We start from the raw sequence: 23,792 nt of genomic DNA, 5'->3' as shown, positions 1-23,792 counted from the left end.
CCGCCTCGCTATTGTTTGGCCATCAGCAGTGAGATATCCACTTTGGCCAGCGCCCGAATTGCGCTTTCCGGCAGGCCGTCATCGGTGACGATTTGGTTGAATTCCGCCAGCGGTAACGCCAGCCATGTAGCGACCTGGCCGTATTTGGTCGCGTCGCACACCAGAATTTTTTGGCGGCTGGCGCTGGCGACGGCCCGTTTCACCGTGACTTTATCTTCTGCCGGCGTTGAAATACCGCGCACGCTCCAGGAAGAGGCGGAAATAAAGGCCTGGTCAATCATCAACCCGCGCAAAAGCGTCGCCGCGGCTTCACCGACGCACGACCGGTTTTCCCGGCATACCGCCCCGCCAGTGTGAATAATTGTGCAATCGCTATTGTCCATCAGGTAATCGGCGATAACGAAATCATTCGTCACCACCGTAAGTTTATTCATCGTAACCAGCTGCCTGGCGATCGCCAGCGTGGTCGTACCTGCATCAAGGTAGATACAGCTTTCTGGCTGTACCAGGCTGGCGGCCAGTTTGCCAATCGCCGCTTTCTGCGGCGTCGCCAGTTCGGTTTTGATCTGATGCGAGGGTTCGTGCGCCACGCGAGTCGATGATTGCACGCCGCCAGAGACCTGGATTACCGCGCCTTGCTGCTCCAGTTTTTGTAAATCACGGCGGATAGTCATGTGGGATACATGCATGCGCTCGGTCAGTTCAGCGATACTGACGATGCCTTTCTCCGCCACCATATCAAGAATGATTTGTCGACGCTCAGTAGGTATCAACGTCTGCTCCTTTCTTTAGTCCTGTCGCGATTTTACGCGATTTCTCGTCACAGCGTGTGAAGTTCTATGAGGATTGCCTTCACAAAAAATAACATATTTTGTTATTTTTTGTGAAACAACTCACCGCAATTGTTTACAAAAACGCCTATATTCACATAACAAAACATAATATCACGTAAATTAACATGGAGTGATAATGACAACAGGAACTGATTTTCATGTCGGCATTGTGGGGCTTGGCTCAATGGGAATGGGCGCTGCGCGTTCATGCCTGCGCGCCGGGCTTTCCACATGGGGGGCCGATCTTAACCCGCAAGCGTGCGCGAATCTTCTTGCTGAAGGGGCTTGTGGGGCTGCCGCCAGCGCCAGGGAGTTCGCCGGCGTCGTGGATGCGTTAGTCATTCTGGTCGTCAATGCCGCCCAGGTCAGACAGGTGTTATTCGGTGAGGATGGCGTCGCCCATCTGATGAAACCCGGAGGCGCGGTGATGGTTTCGTCCACGATCTCAAGCGCCGACGCGCAAGAGATCGCCGCGGCGTTGACGGCATTGAATCTTAACATGCTGGATGCGCCGGTTTCCGGCGGCGCGGTAAAAGCGGCGCAGGGCGAAATGACGGTGATGGCCTCCGGGAGCGAGGCGGCGTTTACCCGCCTGAAGCCTGTGCTGGACGCCGTTGCCAGCAACGTTTATCGCATCAGCGATACGCCGGGCGCAGGCTCAACCGTCAAAATCATTCATCAGCTGCTGGCTGGCGTGCATATTGCGGCGGCGGCCGAAGCGATGGCGCTGGCCGCGCGGGCCGGTATTCCTCTGGACGTGATGTATGACGTCGTGACCCATGCCGCCGGCAACTCCTGGATGTTCGAAAACCGTATGCAGCATGTCGTTGACGGCGACTATACCCCGCGTTCGGCCGTCGACATTTTTGTCAAAGATTTGGGGCTGGTTGCCGACACGGCGAAAGCGCTGCGCTTCCCCTTACCGCTGGCCTCTACGGCGTTAAATATGTTCATCAGCGCCAGTAACGCCGGTTATGGCAAAGAGGATGACAGCGCTGTGATCAAAATTTTCTCAGGGATTACTCTGCCTGGCGTCACGCCTGAGGAGCCGTCATGTTAAAAATTGGCGTCATTGCCGACGATTTTACCGGCGCGACCGACATCGCCAGTTTTCTGGTCGAAAACGGGATGCCGACAGTGCAGATCAATGATGTCCCAACCGGGACGCAACCGGAAGGGTGCGACGCGGTGGTTATCAGCCTGAAAACCCGCTCATGCCCGGCGCAAGAGGCGATAAAACAATCGCTGGCGGCGCTGGTATGGCTAAAAAAACAGGGCTGCCAGCAAGTCTATTTCAAATATTGCTCGACTTTCGATAGTACCGCCGAAGGCAATATCGGCCCGGTCACCGACGCGCTGATGGTGGCGCTGGATACCTCATTTACCGTGATTTCTCCCGCGCTGCCGGTTAACGGACGCACGGTTTATCAGGGCTATCTGTTTGTCATGAACCACTTGCTGGCGGAGTCCGGTATGCGCCACCACCCTATCAATCCGATGACCGACAGCTACCTGCCGCGTCTGATGGAAGCGCAGGCGCAAGGGCGCTGCGGCGTTATTCCGGCTCAGACGCTTGATGAAGGCGTTGCCGCGACCCGTGCGGCGCTGTCGCGTTTACAGCAGGAAGGATATCGCTACGCGGTACTTGACGCGCTCAATGAGCGACACCTGGAAATCCAGGGCGAGGTTTTGCGTGATGCCCCGCTGGTGACCGGCGGTTCCGGGCTGGCAATGGGGCTGGCGCGTCAGTGGGCGAAGCACGGCGTTTCTCAGGCCCGTTCCGCAGGCTATCCGCTGAGCGGTCGCGCGGTGGTGCTTTCCGGTTCCTGTTCGCAAATGACGAATCAGCAGGTGGCCTTCTATCGACAACATGCTCCCACACGCGACGTTGACGTGGCGCGCTGCCTGTCATCCGAGACGCGCGAGGCCTACGCTGAAGCGCTGGCGCAGTGGGTGCTCAGTCAGGACAGCGAACTGGCGCCAATGATTAGCGCCACCGCCTCCACGCAGGCGCTGGCCGCCATCCAGCAGCAATATGGCGCTACCGAAGCCAGCCATGCGGTAGAGGCACTCTTTTCCCTGCTGGCTGCTCGCTTAGCGGAAGGCGGTATCACCCGGTTTATTGTGGCGGGCGGCGAAACCTCGGGCGTGGTGACGCAAAGCCTCGGTATTACCGGTTTTCACATCGGACCGTGCATTTCACCCGGCGTGCCGTGGGTCAACGCGCTCCATGCGCCAGTCTCGCTGGCGCTAAAGTCAGGTAATTTTGGCGATGAATCCTTTTTCATCCGCGCTCAAAGGGAGTTTCAGGTATGACGATACTGGCAAAAGAAGAGCACGCTTTGCGAGAAGAGATGGTCAGGATAGCCGCCTCGTTTTTCCAGCGCGGCTATGCCACCGGCTCGGCAGGCAACCTCTCGCTGTTACTGCCGGACGGCAATATTCTGGCGACGCCCACCGGTTCGTGTCTGGGTAATCTCGACCCGCAGCGGCTATCCAAAGTGGACCCGCAAGGCGAATGGCTCAGCGGCGATAAACCGTCTAAAGAGGTGCGTTTTCATCTGGCGTTGTATCGCAATAACCCTTGCTGCAAGGCCGTGGTACATCTGCACAGCACCTGGTCAACGGCGCTTTCCTGTCTCGAAGGACTGGACCCGCAAAATGTGATTCGCCCGTTTACCCCCTATGTGGTGATGCGGATGGGGGACATTCCGCTGGTTCCCTACTATCGCCCGGGGGATGACCGAATTGCCCGCGATTTGGCAGCGCTGGCGGCCCGGCATCAGGCCTTTTTACTGGCTAATCATGGGCCGGTCGTGTGCGGGGAGAATTTGCAGGAAGCCGCTAATAATACCGAGGAGCTGGAAGAGACGGCAAAGCTGATTTTTATCCTTGGCGAACGCCCGATTCGTTATTTAACCACCGAAGAAATTGCGCAGTTAAGGAGATAACCCGATGCCGCGTTTTGCCGCCAATTTGTCGATGATGTTTACCGAAGTGCCGTTTATCGAGCGTTTTGCCGCCGCTGCCGAAGCCGGTTTTCAGGCCGTTGAGTTTCTGTTCCCCTACGGCTTTGCCGCGAGCGAGATTAAAGCCCAGCTATCGCGTCATGATCTGACGCTGGCGCTGTTTAATACTTCGGCGGGCGATACCGCGGCGGGCGAGTGGGGACGTGCCGCGCTACCGGGGCGCGAACACGACGCGCGCGCCGATATTGATCTGGCTCTGGAATACGCTATGGCGCTGGAATGTGAGCAGGTTCACATCATGGCGGGCGTAGTGCCGGATGGCGCTGATGGCGCACGTTATCGCGCCACGTTTATCGATAATTTGCGTTATGCCGCCGACCGGTTTGCCGCCCACGATAAACGTATTTTGATCGAAGCGCTGAGTCCTGGCGTTAAACCCGGCTACCTCTTTTCCAGCCAATATCAGGCGCTGGGCATCGCAGAAGAGGTTGACCGCCCGAATGTGTTCATCCAGCTCGACACTTTCCATGCGCAAAAAGTGGATGGCAATTTGAGTCACCTGATTCGCGAGTGCGCGGGCCGCTATGCCCATGTACAAATCGCCTCGCTACCGGACAGACATGAACCGGATGATGGCGAGATCAACTACCCGTGGCTGTTCCGGCTGTTCGATGACGTAGGTTATCGCGGCTGGATAGGCTGCGAATACCAACCACGGAATACCACTCAGGACGGGCTTGGCTGGTTTAACGCCTGGCGCTAACCCTGAACTACCCTACACAACAATAAAGAGGACATCCGGATGCAGATTATCATTACCGGCGGGGGCGGCTTTTTAGGCCAGAAACTCGCAAGCGCCTTATTAAACTCATCGCTGGCGTTTAACGAACTGCTTCTTGTTGATTTAAAAATGCCTGCACGGTTATCAGATTCCCCTCGTTTACGCTGCCTGGAAGCTGACTTAACCCAGCCGGGCGTGCTGGAGAGTGTGATTACCGCTAATACCTCTGTTGTTTATCATCTCGCTGCGATTGTCAGCAGTCATGCGGAAGACGATTTCGATCTGGGATGGAAAGTTAACCTGGATCTTACCCGCCAGTTACTTGAGGCGTGTCGTCGACAATCGCAGAAAATTCGTTTTGTCTTCTCCAGCTCGCTTGCCGTTTATGGCGGTACGCTGCCGGAATGCGTCACCGATACCACCGCGCTCACGCCGCACTCGTCTTATGGCGCGCAGAAGGCCGCCTGTGAACTGTTGGTCAACGACTATACCCGCAAAGGCTATGTGGATGGGCTGGCGCTGCGTTTGCCGACGATCTGTGTTCGCCCGGGTAGGCCAAACCGCGCCGCCTCTTCTTTTGTCAGCGCGATTATTCGTGAACCGTTGCAGGGCGAGACGACCGTCTGCCCGGTGTCGGAAAGTTTGCGGCTGTGGATTTCCAGCCCGGCGACGGTGATCCATAACCTGTCGCTGGCCGCAACGTTACCCGCGCCTGGCGAGGCGAGCAGCATCAACTTACCGGGGATCAGCGTAACCGTGGGCGAGATGCTGGAAACGTTGCGTCAGGCGGGCGGTCAGGCGGCGCGCGATCGGGTTACGCATCAGCGCGACGAAGGCGTCGAGAAAATTGTCGCCTCCTGGCCGGGACGTATCGATAACCAGCGTGCGCTGGCGTTAGGTTTTGTCGCCGATAAACGCTTCGATGACATTATTGAACGCTTTCGACAAGATGATATGGAGGGGCGGTCATGACAAGTTTACCGACCCCAATTATCGGCCTGATCGTTGCCGTTTTCGTGCTGGTATGGCTGGTGTTACGCACCCGTGTTCATGCGCTGATCGCGATGCTGGCGGCGGCCTGTATTGCCGGTCTGTTGGGGGGAATGGGCATTGATAAAACGCTCTCTGTCATCACCAGCGGATTCGGTACGACGCTGGGCAGCATTGGCCTGGTGATTGGTCTCGGCGTAATGATGGGGCGCTTGCTGGAGGTTTCCGGCGCGGCGGAGCGTATCGCCTGGAGCTTTATCAAATGGCTGGGGAAACGCCGTGAAGAGTGGGCGCTGGCGATCACGGGTTATATTGTCAGCATCCCCATTTTCGTCGATTCCGCTTTTGTCATTCTTTATCCGGTGGCGAAAGCGCTGGCGAAAAGCGGTAAACGTTCGCTACTGACGCTGGGCGTCGCGCTGGCGGGCGGGCTGGTGGTCACTCACCATACGGTACCTCCCACGCCAGGCCCGCTGGGGGTAGCCGGGATTTTTAACGTCGACATCGGCGCAATGTTATTGACCGGGATGGCGCTGGCGGTGCCCTGTGTGATCGGCATTGTGTTCTATGCGCAGTGGCTGGATAAACGCTACCCTGATTTCGTGCCGCGCACGCTGAACGCCGATGAAGTCAATGCCGTGCTGGAGCAGTACAATAAAGAGAAAGAGCAAAAGGATCTGCCGAGCCTGACGCTCTCTCTGCTGCCTATTGTGGTGCCGATCGTGCTGATCTTCCTGAAGGCTATCTGTTCCACCCTCGCCACTGTAGAAGGATGGTCCGGCCTGGCGACGCATCCGGTGGTACAGGCAATCAACTTTGTGGGAAGCCCAGTGATCGCGTTGGCCATCAGCGTTCTGCTGGCGGTGTATACGCTGGTGCCGCGCATGGATAAACATACCACCGCAGAGCGTCTGGAAGAGGGCTTGCAAAGCGCCGGGATTATCTTACTGGTCACGGGCGCTGGCGGCGCGTTGGGCGCAATCCTGCGCGACAGCGGCGCGGGGCAACAGCTGGCGGAGCAGGTTGCCAACCTGCCGATCTCGCCGATCCTGATCCCGTTTATCGTGGCGACGCTGGTACGTCTGATTCAGGGATCGGGGACGGTGGCGATGATCACTGCCGCCTCGATTTCCGCGCCGATCCTGGCGCAGATCCCCGGCATCAATATGTTGCTTGCCGCTCAGGCCGCAACGATGGGGTCGCTGTTTTTCGGCTACTTCAACGATAGCCTGTTCTGGGTGGTTAACCGCATGATGGGCGTCTCTGATGTCAAACAGCAGATGGTGGTTTGGTCTGTACCGACGACCATTGCCTGGGCGATTGGTGGCACCGGCGTGGCGCTGATTAACCTGCTGTTCGGTTCCGGCGGCAGTTGGCTCGATCCGTTACTGCCGATTGTCGTTCTGGCGGCAATTATGCTGTGGGTGCGTTGGCAGGCGCAGGGGATCAAAGACAAGCTGGTAGTTAAGGATTAAGACGGTATTATCCGTCCGGGAGCGCAATGCTCCCGGACTGGCTACAATGATGGGGCGTGCTCCCCGCAATCCCATTGCGAACGTAAAAAATCAATAAATGCGCGTACTTTTGTCGATACATGACGGGCGTCCGGATAAACGGCATAAATGCCCTGACGGGGAAAATGATAGTCGGGTAACACGTGTATTAACGTTCCATCCTCCAGTGCGGTGTTGACTAACCATTGCGGCAGTAATGCGACGCCGCTTCCCGCGAGAGCGAAGGCCATCAGCGAGCGCGCGCTGTCGACAGAAATTTTGCCGGCTTTGCTTATCTCCAGGCGTGAGTGTTGGCCATGATTATTCGTTACTGTCCACCGTAGCGGCGTAGGTAATCGCTCATGAATAATCCATTCCGCCTGGGCCAACGACTCCAGCGACGACACGGGGTGGCGGGCGAGCCACTGCGGCGCGGCGACCGGCAGAATGGTAAAGCGGGATATCAGCGCGGCGCGATAGCGGGAGTCCGCCAGCGAGCCAAGCCGAATCGCCACATCAAAGCGCTCGGCAATTAAATCGGCATGATGTGATGAGGACATATGCCGAATACGGAGATCGGGATGGCGCTGACTAAACTGCGCCAGTACCGGAATGACCACCTGTTCGCCAAACTCGGGCGTAGTGGTAATACGTAACTCGCCGCCCAGCCCACTATGGCTGGCACGCACTTCATCCTGCAAATTTTTCGCGGCGTTGAGTAAATTCACGCCTTTTTGGTAAAAGAGGACGCCGGCGTCTGTGAGCGTCAATCGTCGGGTGGAACGTAGCAGTAACGTTACGCCAAGCTCTTTTTCAAGCTGCCGAATATTAAAACTCACTACCGCTTTTGTTTGGCCCAATGCGGCCGCCGCCGCCGTGAAGCTGCCGCTATCTACCACGGCGATAAACAGCGACATACGCTGCAAATTGAGCATGGCGAGCTCCTTTACTGTCAAAATTATTTTGACAGTATATCGTTGAAGCGCGGACTTATCTGGCTTTCTCCGGACGGCTACATTAGCGCCTCTGACGGAGGATGCATAATGACGTATCGCAGTAAAGTGGCAGTGGTTTACCTGCTCGGCTTCTTTCTTGATCTGATTAATCTGTTTATTGCCAGCGTGGCTTTTCCTGCGATGTCCGTGGATCTGCATACGTCCATATCGGCGCTGGCATGGGTGAGTAATGGTTATATCGCAGGATTAACGCTGATCGTTCCGTTTAGCGCGTTTCTTTCACGTTATCTCGGCGCACGACGGCTGATCATATTTTCGCTCATTCTGTTTAGCGTTGCCGCCGCTGCCGCAGGTTTTGCCGATTCATTACACAGCCTTGTTTTCTGGCGTATTGTGCAGGGGGCGGGCGGTGGCTTATTGATCCCGGTTGGTCAGGCGTTAACATGGCAACAGTTTAAACCGCATGAACGCGCTGGCGTGTCATCGGTTGTCATGATGGTGGCGCTACTGGCGCCGGCATGTTCGCCTGCGATTGGCGGGCTGCTGGTGGAAACGTGCGGCTGGCGCTGGATATTCTTTGCCACGCTGCCGGTGGCCGTTCTCACTTTATTGCTCGCTTATCGTTGGCTGAACGCCGCGTCGACGACAATGGCGTCAGCAAGATTGCTCCATCTGCCGTTGTTGACGGACAAGCTGCTGCGTTTTGCCATGATCGTCTATCTGTGTGTGCCGGGTATGTTCATTGGTATCAGCGTGGTCGGGATGTTTTATCTACAGAACGTCGCGCAGCTATCGCCTGCGGCGGCGGGGTCGCTGATGCTCCCCTGGTCGATCGCTTCATTTGTCGCCATTATGCTTACCGCACGTTACTTCAATCGGCTTGGGCCGCGTCCGCTGATTATCGTCGGCTGTCTTCTTCAGGCCGCAGGGATACTGCTTTTAACTAACGTTACGCCTGCGACATCGCACCGTGTACTGATGATGATATTCGCCTTAATGGGCGCTGGCGGCAGTTTGTGCAGCAGTACCGCGCAGAGTGGCGCTTTCCTGACTATTGCTCGCCGGGACATGCCTGACGCCAGCGCGCTATGGAATCTTAATCGTCAGCTCAGTTTTTTCCTTGGCGCGGCGCTGTTGACGCTGCTGTTAAACGCGCTCCAGCGCGTTATGTCGCTTGAGGTTGCTTATCGCTGGACCTTTATTGCCGCCGCCGGTATCACCCTGCTGCCCCTTATTTACGCTGTCTGTCTAAACAATAGACAGGCGCTTCTGTGCCTGAAAAAGGAAAGACCATGAATCCATATAAAGATGAAATTATTCACGCCCATGCGGCGATTGAGAACTGGCTTAGCAAGGGGATGGGGAGCCTGGAGGCGTTGATAGCGCGTTTCGCTGCTGATCTTACGATGATAACGCCAGGCGGTGTTTGTCTGGATTATCCGGCGCTCGGCGCTTTTTTCCAGGCGCAGCGCGGGTGTCGCCCGGGGCTGGTTATCGTGGTTGAGCATATTGACCTTATGGCGGAGTGGCCGGAAGGCGCCGCGCTGCGTTATCGTGAGCGTCAGCAACTGCCGGGTCAGGCTGAGACGGTACGCTGGTCGACGGTCATTTTAAAAAGGGAAAGAGGACGGATAGTCTGGCGTCATTTACATGAAACGACAGTCACAGCCTGAAAAGCCTGTTCCGGGACGTGGACCCGATAGCGTGGTGCTATCGGGTCTGACACGTTTACACCAGACTTTTCAGCCGATAGATCCACTCCAGCGCCTGGCGTGGCGTCAGGGAGTCCGGATCGAGATTCTCCAGCGCTTCAACGGCAGGCGATGTCTCTTCCGGGGCCGCAAGCAACGACATTTGTGTGCCGTCCACCTGCGTTGCCGCCGCATTGGGCGAGATGCTTTCCAGCTCGCGGAGTTTCTGGCGCGCGCGTTTGATGACTTCTTTAGGGACGCCCGCAAGCGCCGCGACCGCCAGGCCATAGCTCTTACTTGCCGCGCCGTCCTGCACGCTGTGCATAAACGCGATAGTATCGCCGTGTTCCAGCGCATCCAGGTGGACGTTTGCCACGCCTTCCATTTTCTCCGGTAATTGGGTCAGCTCGAAGTAGTGGGTAGCGAACAGCGTTAACGCTTTAATCTTATTCGCGAGATTCTCCGCGCAGGCCCAGGCCAATGACAGCCCGTCATACGTGGAGGTACCGCGCCCGATTTCATCCATCAATACCAGACTGTTTTCCGTGGCATTATGCAGAATGTTCGCGGTTTCGGTCATCTCCACCATAAAGGTCGAACGCCCGGAAGCCAGGTCGTCCGCTGCGCCGACGCGGGTAAAAATACGGTCGATGGGGCCGATTTCCACGTTTTGCGCCGGAACGTAACTGCCGATATAGGCCAGCAGGGCGATCAATGCCGTTTGTCGCATATAGGTACTTTTACCGCCCATATTGGGGCCGGTAATGATCAACATCCGGCGCTGCGGCGACAGATTGAGCGGGTTAGCGATAAACGGCTCATTCAGTACCTGTTCAACCACCGGGTGGCGACCTTCGGTAATACGGATACCGGGTTTATCGGTAAATGTCGGGCAGGTGTAATTCAGCGTCCAGGCGCGTTCGGCCAGGTTAATCAGCACATCCAGCTCCGCCAGCGCGTTGGCGCTCTGCTGTAAATCGGCCAGATGCGGCAACAGCAGATCAAACAATTCGTCATATAGCTGTTTTTCCAGCGCCAGCGCTTTGCCTTTCGAGGTCAGAACTTTATCTTCGTACTCTTTTAGCTCAGGAATAATGTAGCGTTCGGCATTTTTCAGCGTCTGGCGACGCACATAATTGATGGGCGCCAGATGGCTTTGACCACGGCTAATCTGAATGTAATAACCATGTACCGCGTTATAGCCGACTTTCAGCGTATCCAGCCCGGTACGCTCACGTTCGCGAATTTCCAGACGATCGAGATAATCGGTGGCGCCATCCGCCAGCGCGCGCCATTCGTCCAGCTCTTCATGGTAGCCGGGCGCAATAACGCCGCCGTCGCGGACCAGTACCGGCGGCGCGTCAATAATGGCGCGTTCCAGGAGGTCGCGCAGCTCGGCGAAATCGCCCATTTTTTTACGCAACGCCTGTACCGGCGCGCTGTCAACGGTTTCAAGCTGAGCGTGCAATTCCGGCAGTTGCTGGAAGGCGTGACGCATTCGGGCGAGATCGCGCGGACGCGCGGTGCGCAGCGCCAGACGCGCAAGGATACGCTCCAAATCGCCGACCTGACGCAGCACCGGTTGCAGTTCGCTGACGGTGTCCTGCAAGGCGCCGATGGTCTGCTGGCGTTCACGTAATATGTCGGTATTTCGTACCGGCATATGCAGCCAGCGTTTAAGCATTCGGCTACCCATTGGCGTCACGGTACAGTCAAGCACCGCGGCGAGGGTATTTTCGACACCGCCGGCCAGGTTCTGGGTAATTTCCAGATTGCGGCGGGTCGCGGCATCCATAATGATGCTGTCCTGCTGGCGTTCCATCGTAATGGAACGAATATGCGGCAGGGAGGTGCGCTGGGTATCTTTTACGTACTGTAACAGGCAGCCTGCCGCACATAATCCACGCGAGGCATTTTCGACGCCGAAACCGACCAGATCCCGCGTACCGAATTGCAGATTTAACTGCTGGCGGGCGGTATCAATCTCAAACTCCCACAACGGGCGACGGCGCAGACCCCGGCGTCCCTCTATTAACGCCATTTCAGCAAAATCTTCGGCATACAACAGTTCGGCGGGATTGGTGCGCTGCAGCTCTGCGGCCATCGTTTCACGGTCGGCGGGTTCGCTCAGACGAAAGCGCCCGGAGCTGATATCCAGCGTGGCGTAACCGTAGCCTTTACCATCCTGCCAGATAGCCGCCAGCAGGTTATCCTGACGCTCCTGTAACAGGGCTTCATCGCTGATGGTGCCAGGCGTAACGATACGCACGACCTTACGTTCAACGGGACCTTTGCTGGTGGCCGGATCGCCAATCTGTTCGCAAATAGCGACGGATTCGCCCTGATTGACCAGTTTCGCGAGGTAGTTTTCTACGGCGTGGTGCGGGATACCCGCCATAGGGATAGGTTCGCCAGCCGATGCGCCGCGTTTGGTCAGCGAAATATCGAGCAACTGCGACGCACGCTTTGCGTCGTCATAAAACAGCTCGTAAAAGTCTCCCATACGATAAAAGAGCAGGATCTCCGGATGCTGGGCTTTCAGCTTGAGATACTGCTGCATCATGGGTGTGTGGTTGGAGAAGTCCTTATCAAATGACTCATTCATATTGATTTTACTCGTTTTTTTATTCTTTCAAGTGCTCATGTGGCCCCGGGTAAAACCCTTATAAACTCACATAAACCCATAAATTTGTAGCTCACCTGTAGCCTAAAATGTGACAGGTTACATTCTCATCATTCCTGGACTACAACAGGGGTGATGCTTTGAAAACAACTCTCAGCCAGCCTTTCATTATCAACAAGTTAAGTATCAATGTTAAGCCTGCACTCAGTCGCTCTGGAAAAATCGTTTTCGAAGCTAACCCAGCTCAAAAACTCTACATTGTTTTCGATGACCACAGACAAGCTCCTGCTGGTTTCGGGGTAAAAGCCAGTTTGACGAAAAAAACCTACGTAATCCAGCGAAGAGTAGCCTCGTCAGATCGTAATGTCAGTGAGGGTAGGAAGCCAAGTTCTGTCTTGAAAGTAAAAGTTGGAAATGTGTTCGATTTTCCAAATATTGACGAAACAAGGCAAGCTGCCAGGCAATTAGTTCAGACCATGCTCGCAACAAAGAGAAATCCCAACAAAATTAAGAGGGGAGCGGATGCTTCCAAACTCAAAATGAGACTGTAATTAAAATTGTGTAATTGCCTGATTTTGATATGTTCGATTCAACATCAAAAGCTGGTTGCTTTATGGACGAAAAACAGTTGCAGGCTCTGGCTAATGAAGTGGCCAAAATCTCAAAATACCTGAAGATCTCAGCCCGTTCGATCGTCTGCTGAAGAAAAACCAGACCCGCATTTCCGGTATAGATAACCAACATGCTATCAAAAGCGTACGGTGTTTCCGACGGACGAGTCAGTGAAAAAGGTCGTGTGACTGGCAATTCAGGCCGACATCCGAAAATGGACAATGTCGCTAAGGGACTGGCTCATGACAACGAGTCGCTTTATTATCACGCTCGGGTTCGGTAGCCGCCTGGACGTTCACTTCCGAGAAAGGCATTTACACCGAATGGTGTATAGGCTCGTGGTTGGTCTTCGGTGAGAGGCAGGATGTCTCTCATTAATCTCCGGGAGCGTACAATAGTTGCTCCGGCAGCCTGAAGGATGAAGTGTATATAACCTAAAACATAACGGATATAGCTTCCTTACTCAACCTGACGTAATACGCCGACAGTAAAATCAGGGATACCATACCATCATGGAAAGTCGTCAATACACCCGGCATCTTTCGCTTTCGGAGCTGAAATGGTTTGCTATCGGGATCGGTTTTTTTATTCTCAGCATAGCAACAGCCACCGTGAATTATCGGCTTTCCGGTATATCGCTACTGGTGGGCCTGTTGTTTATCATCTGGAAATTCAGCGTCACAGTTCTGTTTCTGTTTACGCCACGCAGGATGACGTTAACCGAAACCGCGTTGCAGGCCGGGCATCGTGTTATCCATTACGATGCGCTTGAATCAATGCGTCTGCTCCACCAATCCGACAAACTCATCTTGCGCCACAGTGGCGGCAAGAAGTACGTCATCTACCTTGATTTCTGGAACGATGGCAACGGAATTTACGACCGACTGGCTGCTGAACTTGTCCGGCGACACGGTTCTGCGCTGGGGGCGCGCCTCGCCGCCGATGGACGTCTTAAATTCGGCAAAGTGACCGCGCTGGCGGATCGGCTTGAACACAAAAACCGGGCGGTGCCGTATGCGCTGATCGCCAGTATTCGCACCCAGCGCGAGGAGGGTGCTGGCAGTTCAATGAGCTATCTGATGATTAGCACCGCTACGGGCCGGATCTGCAAAATCGACCGCTCCACTATCGTCAATGAGCCGCTGCTGCTCAACTTTCTTTCCCAGCGTTTACCCGCCTGACGACATTTTTATACAAGGATGAATCAATGGAACTGTACGTATCAAAAACCAGCCAGCAAAACATGCCTGTGGAGTTCAATATCTATTATTCCAGATCTAAAACGTTGGTTGGTATTGTGTTCTGGATTTGTATGATGGGAGTTTTTATTGCACTGGCGGTGAATATGGCCACCGATCCCGAGGAGCCCAAAACTGGCGGTGCCGTCTTTATGGGACTTATTTGTTGCGGCAGTCTGTTATTTATTGTGCGCCTGGCTCGCACATTTTTAAGCGCGGCAAAGCCGGCAGTCACCATCAGTCGTGAAGGTATTCGCTTCTGTAATGGCAAATTCGCGGCCTGGACAAATATCGCCGAAAACACCTGGCATTCACAGAGCATTAACTTCATCCCGGCCGCCGCCGGTATTAAGATTGTGTTGCATGAAGGCAAGCCGATCCATTTCGCCACCACGGTTATTGCGCTTTCTTCCGATAGGTATCTTGAGATGTGCGATCTTTACTCGTCTCAGGCGCTCGAGTAACTACCTGCGTCGGATTACGGCTTCGTTTTTTTGGCCTGCGATCTTAATGCTGAAATGGGCAGAAAAACGCGAAATTTAGACGCTATTACGAATGGGCAATGGTACTTATTGAAGGCTATATCATTGCCCATAATGCAGGGAGGGTTGATATTATATAATTCTATTCCAGATTACTTTATTTTAAAAAAAGACAGATTGCCTGAACAGAAAGAACCGGTGTCAATGTAGATTTGATTGGCGAATGTTGTTGTGTAGTCAACAATCATATGGCCGAAGATGAAAGTATCCGCACCGCGTATTGGATGGATATTCCCCTGTAACGAACCAAGCAGACGATCGCGTGACCATAGAACGCTATCAATATCAACTTGCTTCCCATAATCGTAGCTGTCATCTGGATAATCGGCATGGGCAATCACGTACCTCTTTGAGGACGTTTCAACCTCTATGATGTGAGGACGCTGCTTAAAAGTTAGTAATAGCTCAGTGGCTTCTTGCCTGTCTTTTTCGGTGACCGAGTCGTACCAGTAACCACCGTTTACATACCAGAAATTGCCATCCTGTGTTTCAAAAGCGTCAAGCGCCATAGCTTCATGATTACCCACTACAGAAATAAACCATGAGGTATTTAACAGTCTCAGTGTTTCAAGGTTTTCTTTTCCTCGATCAATGTTATCTCCAGTGGAGATCAAGAGATCGGTATCAGGAGAGAAATGTAATTGAGCCAGTCTGGTTAACAATAAGGAGTAACATCCATGAATATCACCAACGACCCAAATGTGGCGATAGAGATCGCTGTTGATGTCAGCATAACGAATTAATTCCATGATGTTCCTATAGCACAATTTTGGAGGCTGGTATTATAACAAAGAAGTAGGGTGATATTAATTTTTATTCTTTAAAATACACAGTTATTAAAATAACCTACAAGCTAGAAATCAACAGATAATATATATTTTATGAATCGGTTAATTAAAGTAGACGATGTGCTTGAAAGATGCACTATTTCTCGCGCAACACTTTCCTGATTAATTGCAAAGGCATACTTTCCCGCTCAGCGGAAGCTCTATCCCGAAGGGCTTTGTTGAATAAAGAGATTGGCGGATCTGATCGTTACTGTCGTTTCAGCATCGGGTTCCCATGGCAAAGCAAAAGTTTAAAATCAACATCGGAGCGGCAGCAATGAGGTCTGGAAAAGAAAGTGGGCTATCACCGTCGTTCAGTAGCGGAAACGGTCATGTTCCGTATCAAAACCTTGCTGGGCGGCCATCTGAGCCTGCGGAACTATGACGCGCAGGTGGGTGAAGCGATGGCGATGGTCAAAGCGCTGAACCGGATGACGTTGTTGGCAATGTCGACCAGCGTCAGGCTCGTATAACGAGTGCTCCGGTGGGAGTCCTGTATCCTTATCGTTGGCCGATTCTGAATTATTCAACAAAGCCTCATGTTGTCATAACCTACCAGATGCAGATAAAGCAGCATAAAGCGTTTTAAACGACAGCAATAAGGAAAGGGGTTGATCGTTTAATGGTACTGCGCCAAATCCTTTGTACCAGTCGCAAACCTGTTTATTTTTGGCATCAATAAGCAGGGCTACGCCACCGACCTGCAAAGCCGCCTGTATGCAACGCTTTCCGGCAGATAACAAAAGTTGTGCTCCCAGCCCTTGCCCCTGCATAGATTTGTCTACGGCTAAACGACCCAGACGAAACACTGGCACATCGTATCTCCCTAATCCTTTGCTGATTGCGCCGGGAACCTGTGCATATATCAGTGATGCAGGACTGACTGAGTAAAAGCCGTGGATACGTGTAACATCCGAATTATCAAGCGCAACATAGGTTTTCGTTGTCCCTTTCTCATGATTTTGTCGTGCATGGCGTTGCAGGAATTGGTTCAGATCGGCATCCCCACAATCAAAATTCATTCGATTGTGGATTTTCCCTATCGCGGCCTCATGCCAGTCTGTAAACATCATTTCTTCATGTCCGGCAGGGCGAAAGCAGCAGCAAGAAGCTTTTCATTCGGCGCTGGCGGGTTATCTAAAATTTCCATGATCATTTGAGTATCACGCTCCGTCAGATATACCCGTTCGGCGGCATCAACAATCTTCTGTGCGACAGGTAGTACGTTACTGACCACAAAATCCGTCAGGTTGGTTTGCTGGATTGCCGCAGCGCGGACTATCAACTTTTTGGCATCCGTCGATACACGTAACGACAGCCTTTCGTTAGATTCTATAGCTATCTGAGGCATGGTTTTCATCCTCCTGTTTATGAACAATATGTACAATTATAATACATATCTGTACGCTTTCAAGGCGTACAGATGAGGTTGGTATAATCCAGACATGGCAAGAAGGTCGTTCACTGTCTTTAAACAGGGGATTAACTTCGGTTTATCGCGATTGCATTATTTTAATCTCACTGATTACGTATCATCAGGGAGTTTGCTAAATATATTCATGATTCTCTTTTTTACCGTAACTGGTTGATTGATCCTACCCGCGTAGTATGGACACAACCCTAAGCGGCGGACATCTCCTGCTCACGTTCAGAAGAAGAGAGCTGAGTTTGCTGTTTGCTTCGCCAGCTGTAGAGCTGTGATTTATACAGGTTAAGCTCACGGGCGGCAGCGGGCACCCCAATGCGTTCCGCCAGTTTCAGGGCTTCCTGACGAAATTCAGGCGTGTGCTACTTGCGTAGCTTTTTGGTGGTTGATGCTGGTTTTGTTATGTGAGTCACCTCTTGCTTGAGCGTTTACTCACTTAGTTGCGTGTCCACTATTGCTGGGTAAGATCAGATGGTTAAAAATCAACAAAGGCTCAACGGCGTGCATTAGGCCCTGGTGATGAAGGTGGCATACGGGAGGATGTATATCCTACATTTTCATCCGGATGATGTAACAAAAATACAGGTATCGGTAATGAAAGAATCATCACCGTTTAATAGAGGCCCATATATTGAGGTTCCATAATGGAAGAAGTTAACTCTGAATTCACAATCGTTGTTGAGTCTGATCTGGATAAATATGAGTTAATTGATTTTTTATCCCAAGGGATTCCAGACATAATAAAAGTGAATTTATTATATTTAAGATACGAAAACACAATGATTACAATAGAAAGAAATTATGACTGGAATCCTAAGTTGATAAATGTGAATGATGGGTGGCTGTATTATAAATATGAATTAACGGTATTTTCCATGGAGAATACCTCGTATGAATATCAGTATGAATTAGCGAATAAAATTATGAATGCTCTACGTGAGGCGGGATATCTGGCAGAATCAATTTGGTAATATACCGGTACCTATGTAACAGCATTGTCGCCGCCATACACGCAGGCTAAAAAAGAGTGGATAGTCAAACACACTCAGAAATGTCTACTCGCGATATACGCCAGAACAAAATGGTCAATTTGAAACGGATGGCGTCAAAGTTACTGGTGGTCGAAAGGTAGATACAACAAACTATTTTAATTTGAAAAGCATATGAAATTTACTACTTTTAATTTTAACCGATTAACAAAATTCATAGTAATTAACTCCTGATTAATTCGACATATTTTTCACTAATCATAAAGCCATTTCCCAGCTTTCGCTGACTCAGAAAACATTCTGATTGTTAAAGGTGTACGAGTTCGTTCTACATCTTCCCGTTTTAATTTAAACCATCGTGTAAGCAGTGGAGTATTCTCCCAGGGAAAATAACACGACCATTTAACTTGTGATAAATCTACATTAAATTTTTTTTCAAATTTATCCAAAGCTTCATGCAGGTCATCGCCTGGAGCTTCAAATAAATCAGAATCAAGTTCTAAAGGGATTTCTTTCCAATTGCTGTCTAAATATCCGGGAATCTCTTCACGGAAGAGTGCTAACACCTCTTGCTGAATTGTGTCCATCAAAAGGATGTCCATTGTATACGATCTTTAGGGCGTGCTATTAGGTTGTATTTTGCCTGAGTTCTCCTTGATACCTGGTAAATTGAATTCACAAGACCAACCCAACCTAACCATGGAACATATCGTGCTATGACTGCGGCAAGATTATTTGTTTTTCGCATTCTTATAGCAACGGGTGTAGGAACTCTAATACCAAAAGGAGTTCGTGCATTTCGTAAAAGCATTCTCCCATACCTGGAGATAACACTTGTCCCTTTGATTGCCTCTCCCGGTTTCGTTCTGGTTTTTAACCACGGTTGCCCGGCGAGGATAGCAGCACCTGACTCAATGCCAATCCCTGGTTCATCACAAAATTGCTCAAGGAAAATTACATCAAATAGTTCACCTGCTGGCAGGTTCGATTGTCCGTGGTAGAAGTAGGTTCCGTTTAGTTCTTCTGTCGTATCCATTCAATCACCTTATAGACTGTTTGCCATTCATTCCAGACATCGGGACGTTTCTGCCGCTATACTAGCCTGGTCGTCAATACGCTGTCACAGGTAAAAAGAACGTTATTCGCGAAAAGTGGATGGGGTATCGTAAGAATGCCAACATGTGGGGCAAGAGGGGGATGTCAGTTTATCGCGATATACGAGACGATAGTTTGTCAGTATAAGTTTCGGCTATTTTCCCGAGTCTGGGAGGCCGTTCTTTATCGCCAATAAAAAAAGCAGCAGCGAGGTGCTGCTGTATCAAAAAGCAGATTGATAAATGCAACGTAAGAGACAAATGGCCAACCGTAAAAGTGACCATAGCTATAATAATTATATTGATATTAAGTGGCAATGCAAAATATGGTCTTAATTATATCATGATGAGTTCAGCCAGCGGTGATATGGCCTTATAAGGCTTGCAGTCTTTCATGGGCAGCAAGTAACGTCTGATATATGCTTAAATTCTTACTTCCGGGTTCAAGCAAAACTTTTTTAAATTCGGTCATGAGTTGCTCTTCATCTTCTTTCGAACGCATGTATTGTGGATGTTCCTGGAAGAAGGTGAGCGCCTGCTCTTTGGTTTGTTTATATTTTTCGCAAAAAATGCTTGAGCTGATTGCGCTATTTTTTGATGCGGAATTATCAGCGTTCTGGTTTGATAATGATTTATTCTTCGCAAGGTCTGACGGCACATACGGAAGAGACTGACACTCATCAATATTATTTGCGTTGGCCAGTTGCTCTTTCTGAGCGCCAGGTTGCTGTACCGGTTTGCTCACGGAGGAAGGGAGGGGCACCTGAGCACAGCCGATCAGTAAAAAGACAGGAAGACAGCTATAAAATTTTTTCATATTAACTCCAACTACAGAAGAATGAGGCGCAATGTTTTTACACAACCGTCAGAACGTTATCTGACAATAGTTATAAGGGGGCGGATGCGTTTCAGGAATGCTAGCAAAAAAAACTCCTGATATAAATAATTAATTCATCCATCCCGATGACAATATCTGAATTTTTGCTGCTGTAGAATAATAATCCAGAATTTATACACTATGAGCTGATTTTCTATTTTAAATTATCAAGCGCTGTGCAAGTGGGCCAATTTAATTGGCGGGTGGCATCAGTTTCATAATGATTGCATCAGGATTTTGCCACCCGCTCCCGGTATTGTTTACATATTAAAATGATTTTTAACTGGTGCTGACAACTATGCTAAATACGCAGGAAGTACTTAAAGAAGGAGAGAAGCGGAAAATCCGCAGCCCGGAAGCATGGTTTATACAGACGTGTTCCGCGCAAAAGCTGCATATGTCATTTTCTGAAGGCCGACACAATGAAAATTGCCTGATTCAGGAAGGCGCGCTGCTTTTTTGCGAGCAGGCCGTTGTCGCACCAGTATCAGGAGACCTGGTTTTTCGACCGTTAAAAATTGAAGTACTCAGCAAATTACTGGCATTTATCGATGGTGCAGGATTAGTGGACACGACATATGCTGAATCCGATAAATGGGTTTTGCTGAGCCCTGAGTTTCGCGCTATTTGGCAAGATCGTAAACGCTGCGAGTACTGGTTTTTGCAGCAAATTATTACGCCTTCTCCGGCCTTCAATAAGGTACTGGCGCTGTTACGAAAAAGCGAGAGTTACTGGTTGGTTGGCTATTTACTCGCTCAGTCAACCAGCGGCAACACGATGAGAATGCTGGGAGAAGACTATGGCGTTTCTTATACCCATTTTCGTCGTTTGTGCAGCAGAGCGTTGGGCGGAAAAGCGAAGAGTGAATTACGAAACTGGCGTATGGCGCAATCGCTGCTGAATAGTGTAGAAGGCCACGAGAACATCACCCAATTAGCCGTTAATCATGGTTACTCATCGCCTTCACATTTTTCTAGTGAGATCAAAGAGCTGATCGGCGTTTCGCCGCGGAAATTATCAAATATTATTCAATTGGCAGACAAATGAAGACACATATTCTTTTGGCCAGAGTGCTGGCATGTGCCGCGCTTGTTCTGGTTGCACCTGGTTATTCTAGTGAAAAAATACCTGTAACGGGAAGTGGGTTTGTTGCGAAAGACGATAGCCTGCGGACATTTTTCGATGCCATGGCGCTACAGCTAAAGGAGCCTGTCATTGTTAGCAAAATGGCGGCACGAAAAAAAATTACGGGCAACTTTGAGTTTCACGATCCTAACGCATTACTGGAGAAGCTTTCCCTACAACTGGGGCTGATTTGGTATTTCGATGGGCAGGCTATCTATATTTATGACGCCAGTGAAATGCGCAATGCCGTGGTTTCTTTACGCAACGTCTCACTCAATGAGTTCAACAATTTTCTAAAACGCTCAGGTTTATATAACAAAAATTACCCGCTACGTGGCGATAACCGTAAAGGAACATTCTATGTTTCAGGGCCACCCGTCTATGTTGATATGGTGGTCAACGCCGCCACCATGATGGACAAGCAAAACGATGGTATTGAGCTGGGACGCCAGAAAATAGGGGTGATGCGTCTGAACAATACCTTCGTGGGCGATCGTACCTACAATCTGCGCGATCAGAAAATGGTTATCCCCGGTATTGCCACGGCCATTGAAAGGTTGTTGCAGGGAGAAGAGCAACCTTTAGGTAATATTGTCAGTAGCGAACCCCCGGCGATGCCAGCGTTTTCAGCGAATGGAGAAAAAGGTAAAGCAGCAAATTATGCCGGTGGCATGAGTCTGCAGGAAGCTTTAAAGCAAAATGCCGCGGCGGGCAATATTAAAATCGTGGCCTATCCGGATACCAACAGTTTGTTAGTAAAGGGAACGGCTGAGCAGGTGCATTTTATCGAAATGCTGGTTAAAGCGCTGGATGTCGCCAAACGTCACGTAGAATTATCCCTGTGGATTGTCGATCTTAATAAAAGCGATCTGGAGCGTTTGGGCACTTCATGGAGCGGCAGCATTACTATTGGGGACAAACTTGGCGTGTCATTAAACCAGTCTTCAATAAGTACCCTCGATGGCAGTCGATTCATCGCCGCGGTCAATGCGTTAGAAGAGAAGAAACAGGCGACGGTGGTTTCACGCCCGGTATTACTGACTCAGGAAAATGTTCCCGCTATTTTTGATAACAACAGAACGTTTTACACCAAGCTGATTGGGGAACGTAATGTGGCGCTTGAGCATGTAACATACGGAACAATGATCCGAGTGCTGCCCCGTTTTTCCGCAGATGGTCAGATAGAAATGTCGCTGGACATTGAAGATGGCAACGATAAGACGCCGCAATCCGATACTACCACCTCCGTAGATGCGTTACCCGAAGTCGGGCGAACGTTAATTAGCACTATTGCGAGAGTTCCGCACGGAAAAAGTTTGCTGGTCGGTGGTTATACACGGGATGCAAATACCGATACTGTCCAAAGTATTCCGTTTTTAGGCAAATTACCGCTTATTGGTAGCCTGTTCCGTTATTCCAGTAAGAATAAAAGTAATGTTGTTCGTGTATTCATGATTGAACCAAAAGAAATTGTCGACCCGTTAACGCCGGATGCCAGCGAATCGGTAAACAATATTCTGAAGCAAAGCGGTGCCTGGAGTGGGGACGATAAGTTACAGAAATGGGTTCGTGTTTATCTGGATAGAGGTCAGGAGGCAATTAAATGATTCCTGGCTCAACCTCCGGTATTTCATTTTCCAGAATATTGTCCCGGCAGACATCTCATCAGGATGCAACCCAGCATACTGATGCGCAACAGGCGGAAATACAACAGGCCGCAGAGGATTCGTCTCCAGGAGCGGAAGTACAAAAATTTGTCCAGTCGACGGACGAAATGTCAGCGGCGCTGGCGCAATTTCGTAACCGTCGCGATTATGAAAAAAAATCCAGTAATTTATCTAACAGTTTTGAACGCGTGCTGGAGGATGAGGCTTTACCGAAGGCGAAGCAAATATTAAAGCTAATTAGCGTACATGGCGGCGCGTTAGAAGATTTTTTACGTCAGGCGCGTAGCTTATTTCCTGACCCCAGTGATTTAGTCCTTGTGTTACGCGAATTGCTTCGTCGTAAAGACCTGGAAGAGATCGTGCGGAAAAAGCTGGAGTCGTTACTTAAGCACGTTGAAGAGCAAACCGATCCGAAGACCCTCAAGGCAGGGATTAATTGTGCGTTGAAGGCCCGGCTTTTTGGGAAAACATTATCGTTAAAACCAGGCTTATTGCGCGCCAGCTATCGGCAATTTATCCAGAGTGAATCACATGAAGTGGAGATTTACTCTGACTGGATAGCCAGTTATGGCTATCAACGTCGACTGGTGGTACTGGATTTTATCGAGGGTTCGCTATTAACCGATATTGACGCGAATGACGCCAGCTGTTCGCGTCTGGAGTTTGGCCAGCTTTTACGACGCCTGACGCAACTCAAAATGTTGCGCTCCGCTGACCTACTGTTTGTGAGTACATTGTTGTCGTATTCGTTTACCAAAGCGTTTAATGCGGAGGAGTCGTCGTGGCTACTACTGATGCTTTCGCTATTGCAACAGCCACATGAAGTGGATTCGCTGTTAGCCGATATTATAGGTTTGAATGCGTTATTGCTTAGTCATAAAGAACATGCATCCTTTTTGCAGATATTTTATCAAGTATGTAAAGCCATACCCTCTTCACTCTTTTATGAAGAATATTGGCAGGAAGAATTGTTAATGGCGTTACGTAGTATGACCGATATTGCCTACAAGCATGAAATGGCAGAACAGCGTCGTACTATTGAAAAGCTGTCTTAATTT

The 23,792-nt window shown here is 50.7% G+C and carries 23 protein-coding genes and 4 pseudogenes; 17 read left to right on the top strand and 10 right to left on the bottom strand.

Going from position 1 to position 23,792, the window contains the following annotated elements:
• Nucleotides 1–8: 8 nt before the first annotated feature.
• Nucleotides 9–773, bottom strand: a complete 765-nt coding sequence (gene ygbI / locus ABVM99_RS05200; protein WP_000613179.1) for a DNA-binding transcriptional repressor YgbI — start codon at nt 771–773, stop codon at nt 9–11.
• 196 nt (nt 774–969) lie between these two features.
• Here ygbI and ltnD point away from each other — a divergent pair, with 196 nt between their 5' ends.
• From ltnD to ABVM99_RS05170, 6 genes are read left to right on the top strand one after another with little or no spacing between them, the layout of a single operon-like run.
• Nucleotides 970–1,893, top strand: coding sequence for an L-threonate dehydrogenase (gene ltnD, locus ABVM99_RS05195; protein WP_023195203.1), 924 nt, complete (start codon nt 970–972; stop codon nt 1,891–1,893).
• Nucleotides 1,887–3,149: a 3-oxo-tetronate kinase gene (gene otnK / locus ABVM99_RS05190; protein WP_000912488.1), complete on the top strand. Its 1,263-nt coding sequence runs from the start codon at nt 1,887–1,889 to the stop codon at nt 3,147–3,149. The genes ltnD and otnK overlap by 7 nt, the downstream gene beginning before the upstream one ends.
• Complete coding sequence (locus tag ABVM99_RS05185) at nt 3,146–3,784, top strand: aldolase (RefSeq protein ID WP_000153636.1); 639 nt, start codon at nt 3,146–3,148, stop codon at nt 3,782–3,784. Before otnK ends, ABVM99_RS05185 begins: the two co-directional genes overlap by 4 nt.
• 4 nt (nt 3,785–3,788) lie before the next feature.
• A complete protein-coding gene (locus ABVM99_RS05180) occupies nt 3,789–4,565 on the top strand; it encodes an HPr family phosphocarrier protein (protein ID WP_023195204.1) in 777 nt (258 codons plus the stop codon).
• Between the two features lie 39 nt (nt 4,566–4,604).
• A complete protein-coding gene (gene denD, locus ABVM99_RS05175) occupies nt 4,605–5,555 on the top strand; it encodes a D-erythronate dehydrogenase (protein WP_023195205.1) in 951 nt (316 codons plus the stop codon).
• Nucleotides 5,552–7,048 carry a GntP family permease gene (locus ABVM99_RS05170; RefSeq protein WP_023195206.1) on the top strand — a complete coding sequence of 499 codons (1,497 nt, stop codon included), beginning with the start codon at nt 5,552–5,554 and terminating at the stop codon, nt 7,046–7,048. Before denD ends, ABVM99_RS05170 begins: the two co-directional genes overlap by 4 nt.
• A gap of 41 nt (nt 7,049–7,089) precedes the next feature.
• Here the strand turns inward: ABVM99_RS05170 and ABVM99_RS05165 are convergent, their stop codons facing one another.
• A complete protein-coding gene (locus ABVM99_RS05165; protein WP_072101821.1) occupies nt 7,090–8,022 on the bottom strand; it encodes a LysR family transcriptional regulator in 933 nt (310 codons plus the stop codon).
• A gap of 87 nt (nt 8,023–8,109) precedes the next feature.
• Between ABVM99_RS05165 and ABVM99_RS05160 the strand changes: the two genes are divergently transcribed.
• Both ABVM99_RS05160 and ABVM99_RS05155 read left to right on the top strand, forming a co-directional pair.
• The gene (locus ABVM99_RS05160) at nt 8,110–9,318 is read left to right on the top strand and encodes an MFS transporter (protein WP_023195208.1); all 1,209 of its coding nucleotides are present in this window, start codon (nt 8,110–8,112) and stop codon (nt 9,316–9,318) included.
• On the top strand, nt 9,315–9,695 hold the full coding sequence (locus tag ABVM99_RS05155; protein WP_023195209.1) for a DUF4440 domain-containing protein: 381 nt from the start codon (nt 9,315–9,317) through the stop codon (nt 9,693–9,695). Before ABVM99_RS05160 ends, ABVM99_RS05155 begins: the two co-directional genes overlap by 4 nt.
• A 55-nt stretch (nt 9,696–9,750) precedes the next feature.
• Here ABVM99_RS05155 and mutS read toward each other — a convergent pair whose 3' ends face one another.
• Nucleotides 9,751–12,318: a DNA mismatch repair protein MutS gene (gene mutS / locus ABVM99_RS05150; RefSeq protein WP_023195210.1), complete on the bottom strand. Its 2,568-nt coding sequence runs from the start codon at nt 12,316–12,318 to the stop codon at nt 9,751–9,753.
• 158 nt (nt 12,319–12,476) lie between these two features.
• Between mutS and ABVM99_RS05145 the strand changes: the two are divergent.
• The 4 genes and pseudogenes from ABVM99_RS05145 to ABVM99_RS05130 all read left to right on the top strand — a co-directional run.
• Nucleotides 12,477–12,875, top strand: a pseudogene (locus tag ABVM99_RS05145) (cytoplasmic protein); the annotation flags it as partial.
• Between the two features lie 210 nt (nt 12,876–13,085).
• Nucleotides 13,086–13,304, top strand: a pseudogene (locus tag ABVM99_RS05140) (hypothetical protein); the annotation flags it as partial.
• Between the two features lie 156 nt (nt 13,305–13,460).
• The gene (locus ABVM99_RS05135; protein ID WP_023195212.1) at nt 13,461–14,129 is read left to right on the top strand and encodes a hypothetical protein; all 669 of its coding nucleotides are present in this window, start codon (nt 13,461–13,463) and stop codon (nt 14,127–14,129) included.
• 26 nt (nt 14,130–14,155) lie between these two features.
• Nucleotides 14,156–14,650 carry a hypothetical protein gene (locus ABVM99_RS05130; protein ID WP_000424943.1) on the top strand — a complete coding sequence of 165 codons (495 nt, stop codon included), beginning with the start codon at nt 14,156–14,158 and terminating at the stop codon, nt 14,648–14,650.
• A gap of 170 nt (nt 14,651–14,820) precedes the next feature.
• On the opposite strand, the gene pphB is transcribed toward ABVM99_RS05130, so the two are convergent.
• Nucleotides 14,821–15,477: a protein-serine/threonine phosphatase gene (gene pphB / locus ABVM99_RS05125; protein ID WP_023195213.1), complete on the bottom strand. Its 657-nt coding sequence runs from the start codon at nt 15,475–15,477 to the stop codon at nt 14,821–14,823.
• Between the two features lie 333 nt (nt 15,478–15,810).
• Here pphB and ABVM99_RS05120 point away from each other — a divergent pair.
• Nucleotides 15,811–16,028 (top strand): annotated as a pseudogene (locus ABVM99_RS05120) (IS5/IS1182 family transposase); the annotation flags it as partial.
• Nucleotides 16,029–16,100: 72 nt separating this feature from the next.
• On the opposite strand, the gene ABVM99_RS05115 reads toward ABVM99_RS05120, so the two are convergent.
• From ABVM99_RS05115 to ABVM99_RS05105, 3 genes and pseudogenes are all read right to left on the bottom strand, one after another.
• Nucleotides 16,101–16,628 (bottom strand): GNAT family N-acetyltransferase, encoded by a 528-nt coding sequence (locus ABVM99_RS05115; RefSeq protein ID WP_023195215.1) that lies wholly within the window; start codon nt 16,626–16,628, stop codon nt 16,101–16,103.
• Nucleotides 16,625–16,915 (bottom strand): DUF1778 domain-containing protein, encoded by a 291-nt coding sequence (locus tag ABVM99_RS05110; protein WP_000855694.1) that lies wholly within the window; start codon nt 16,913–16,915, stop codon nt 16,625–16,627. Before ABVM99_RS05110 ends, ABVM99_RS05115 begins: the two co-directional genes overlap by 4 nt.
• 269 nt (nt 16,916–17,184) lie before the next feature.
• Nucleotides 17,185–17,385, bottom strand: a pseudogene (locus tag ABVM99_RS05105) (transposase); the annotation flags it as partial.
• Nucleotides 17,386–17,625: 240 nt separating this feature from the next.
• On the opposite strand from ABVM99_RS05105, the gene ABVM99_RS05100 reads away from it, so the two are divergent.
• The gene (locus ABVM99_RS05100) at nt 17,626–17,952 is read left to right on the top strand and encodes a hypothetical protein (RefSeq protein ID WP_023195216.1); all 327 of its coding nucleotides are present in this window, start codon (nt 17,626–17,628) and stop codon (nt 17,950–17,952) included.
• A 272-nt stretch (nt 17,953–18,224) separates the two neighbouring features.
• Here ABVM99_RS05100 and ABVM99_RS05095 read toward each other — a convergent pair whose 3' ends face one another.
• The 3 genes from ABVM99_RS05095 to invH all read right to left on the bottom strand — a co-directional run bounded on the left by ABVM99_RS05095 (nt 18,225) and on the right by invH (nt 19,881).
• Nucleotides 18,225–18,572: a DUF1493 family protein gene (locus ABVM99_RS05095; protein WP_001555786.1), complete on the bottom strand. Its 348-nt coding sequence runs from the start codon at nt 18,570–18,572 to the stop codon at nt 18,225–18,227.
• Entirely contained in the window at nt 18,557–19,006 is a 450-nt protein-coding gene (locus tag ABVM99_RS05090; protein ID WP_023195217.1) for an STM2901 family protein, read from the bottom strand. The genes ABVM99_RS05095 and ABVM99_RS05090 overlap by 16 nt, the downstream gene beginning before the upstream one ends.
• A 431-nt stretch (nt 19,007–19,437) precedes the next feature.
• Nucleotides 19,438–19,881: an SPI-1 type III secretion system invasion lipoprotein InvH gene (invH, locus tag ABVM99_RS05085; RefSeq protein WP_023195218.1), complete on the bottom strand. Its 444-nt coding sequence runs from the start codon at nt 19,879–19,881 to the stop codon at nt 19,438–19,440.
• 457 nt (nt 19,882–20,338) lie between these two features.
• Here invH and invF point away from each other — a divergent pair, with 457 nt between their 5' ends.
• From invF to invE, 3 genes are read left to right on the top strand one after another with little or no spacing between them, the layout of a single operon-like run.
• Nucleotides 20,339–20,989, top strand: coding sequence for a type III secretion system transcriptional activator InvF (gene invF / locus ABVM99_RS05080; protein ID WP_001728903.1), 651 nt, complete (start codon nt 20,339–20,341; stop codon nt 20,987–20,989).
• Nucleotides 20,986–22,674, top strand: coding sequence for a type III secretion system outer membrane ring protein InvG (gene invG, locus ABVM99_RS05075; protein WP_000848101.1), 1,689 nt, complete (start codon nt 20,986–20,988; stop codon nt 22,672–22,674). The genes invF and invG overlap by 4 nt, the downstream gene beginning before the upstream one ends.
• Complete coding sequence (gene invE, locus ABVM99_RS05070) at nt 22,671–23,789, top strand: type III secretion system gatekeeper InvE (RefSeq protein ID WP_000612171.1); 1,119 nt, start codon at nt 22,671–22,673, stop codon at nt 23,787–23,789. The genes invG and invE overlap by 4 nt, the downstream gene beginning before the upstream one ends.
• Nucleotides 23,790–23,792: the final 3 nt, after the last annotated feature.

Source organism: Salmonella sp. SJTUF15591 (genome assembly GCF_043356435.1).
GTDB classification, from domain to species: domain Bacteria; phylum Pseudomonadota; class Gammaproteobacteria; order Enterobacterales; family Enterobacteriaceae; genus Salmonella; species Salmonella enterica.
This window is presented reverse-complemented; position numbering and strand designations above follow the sequence as displayed.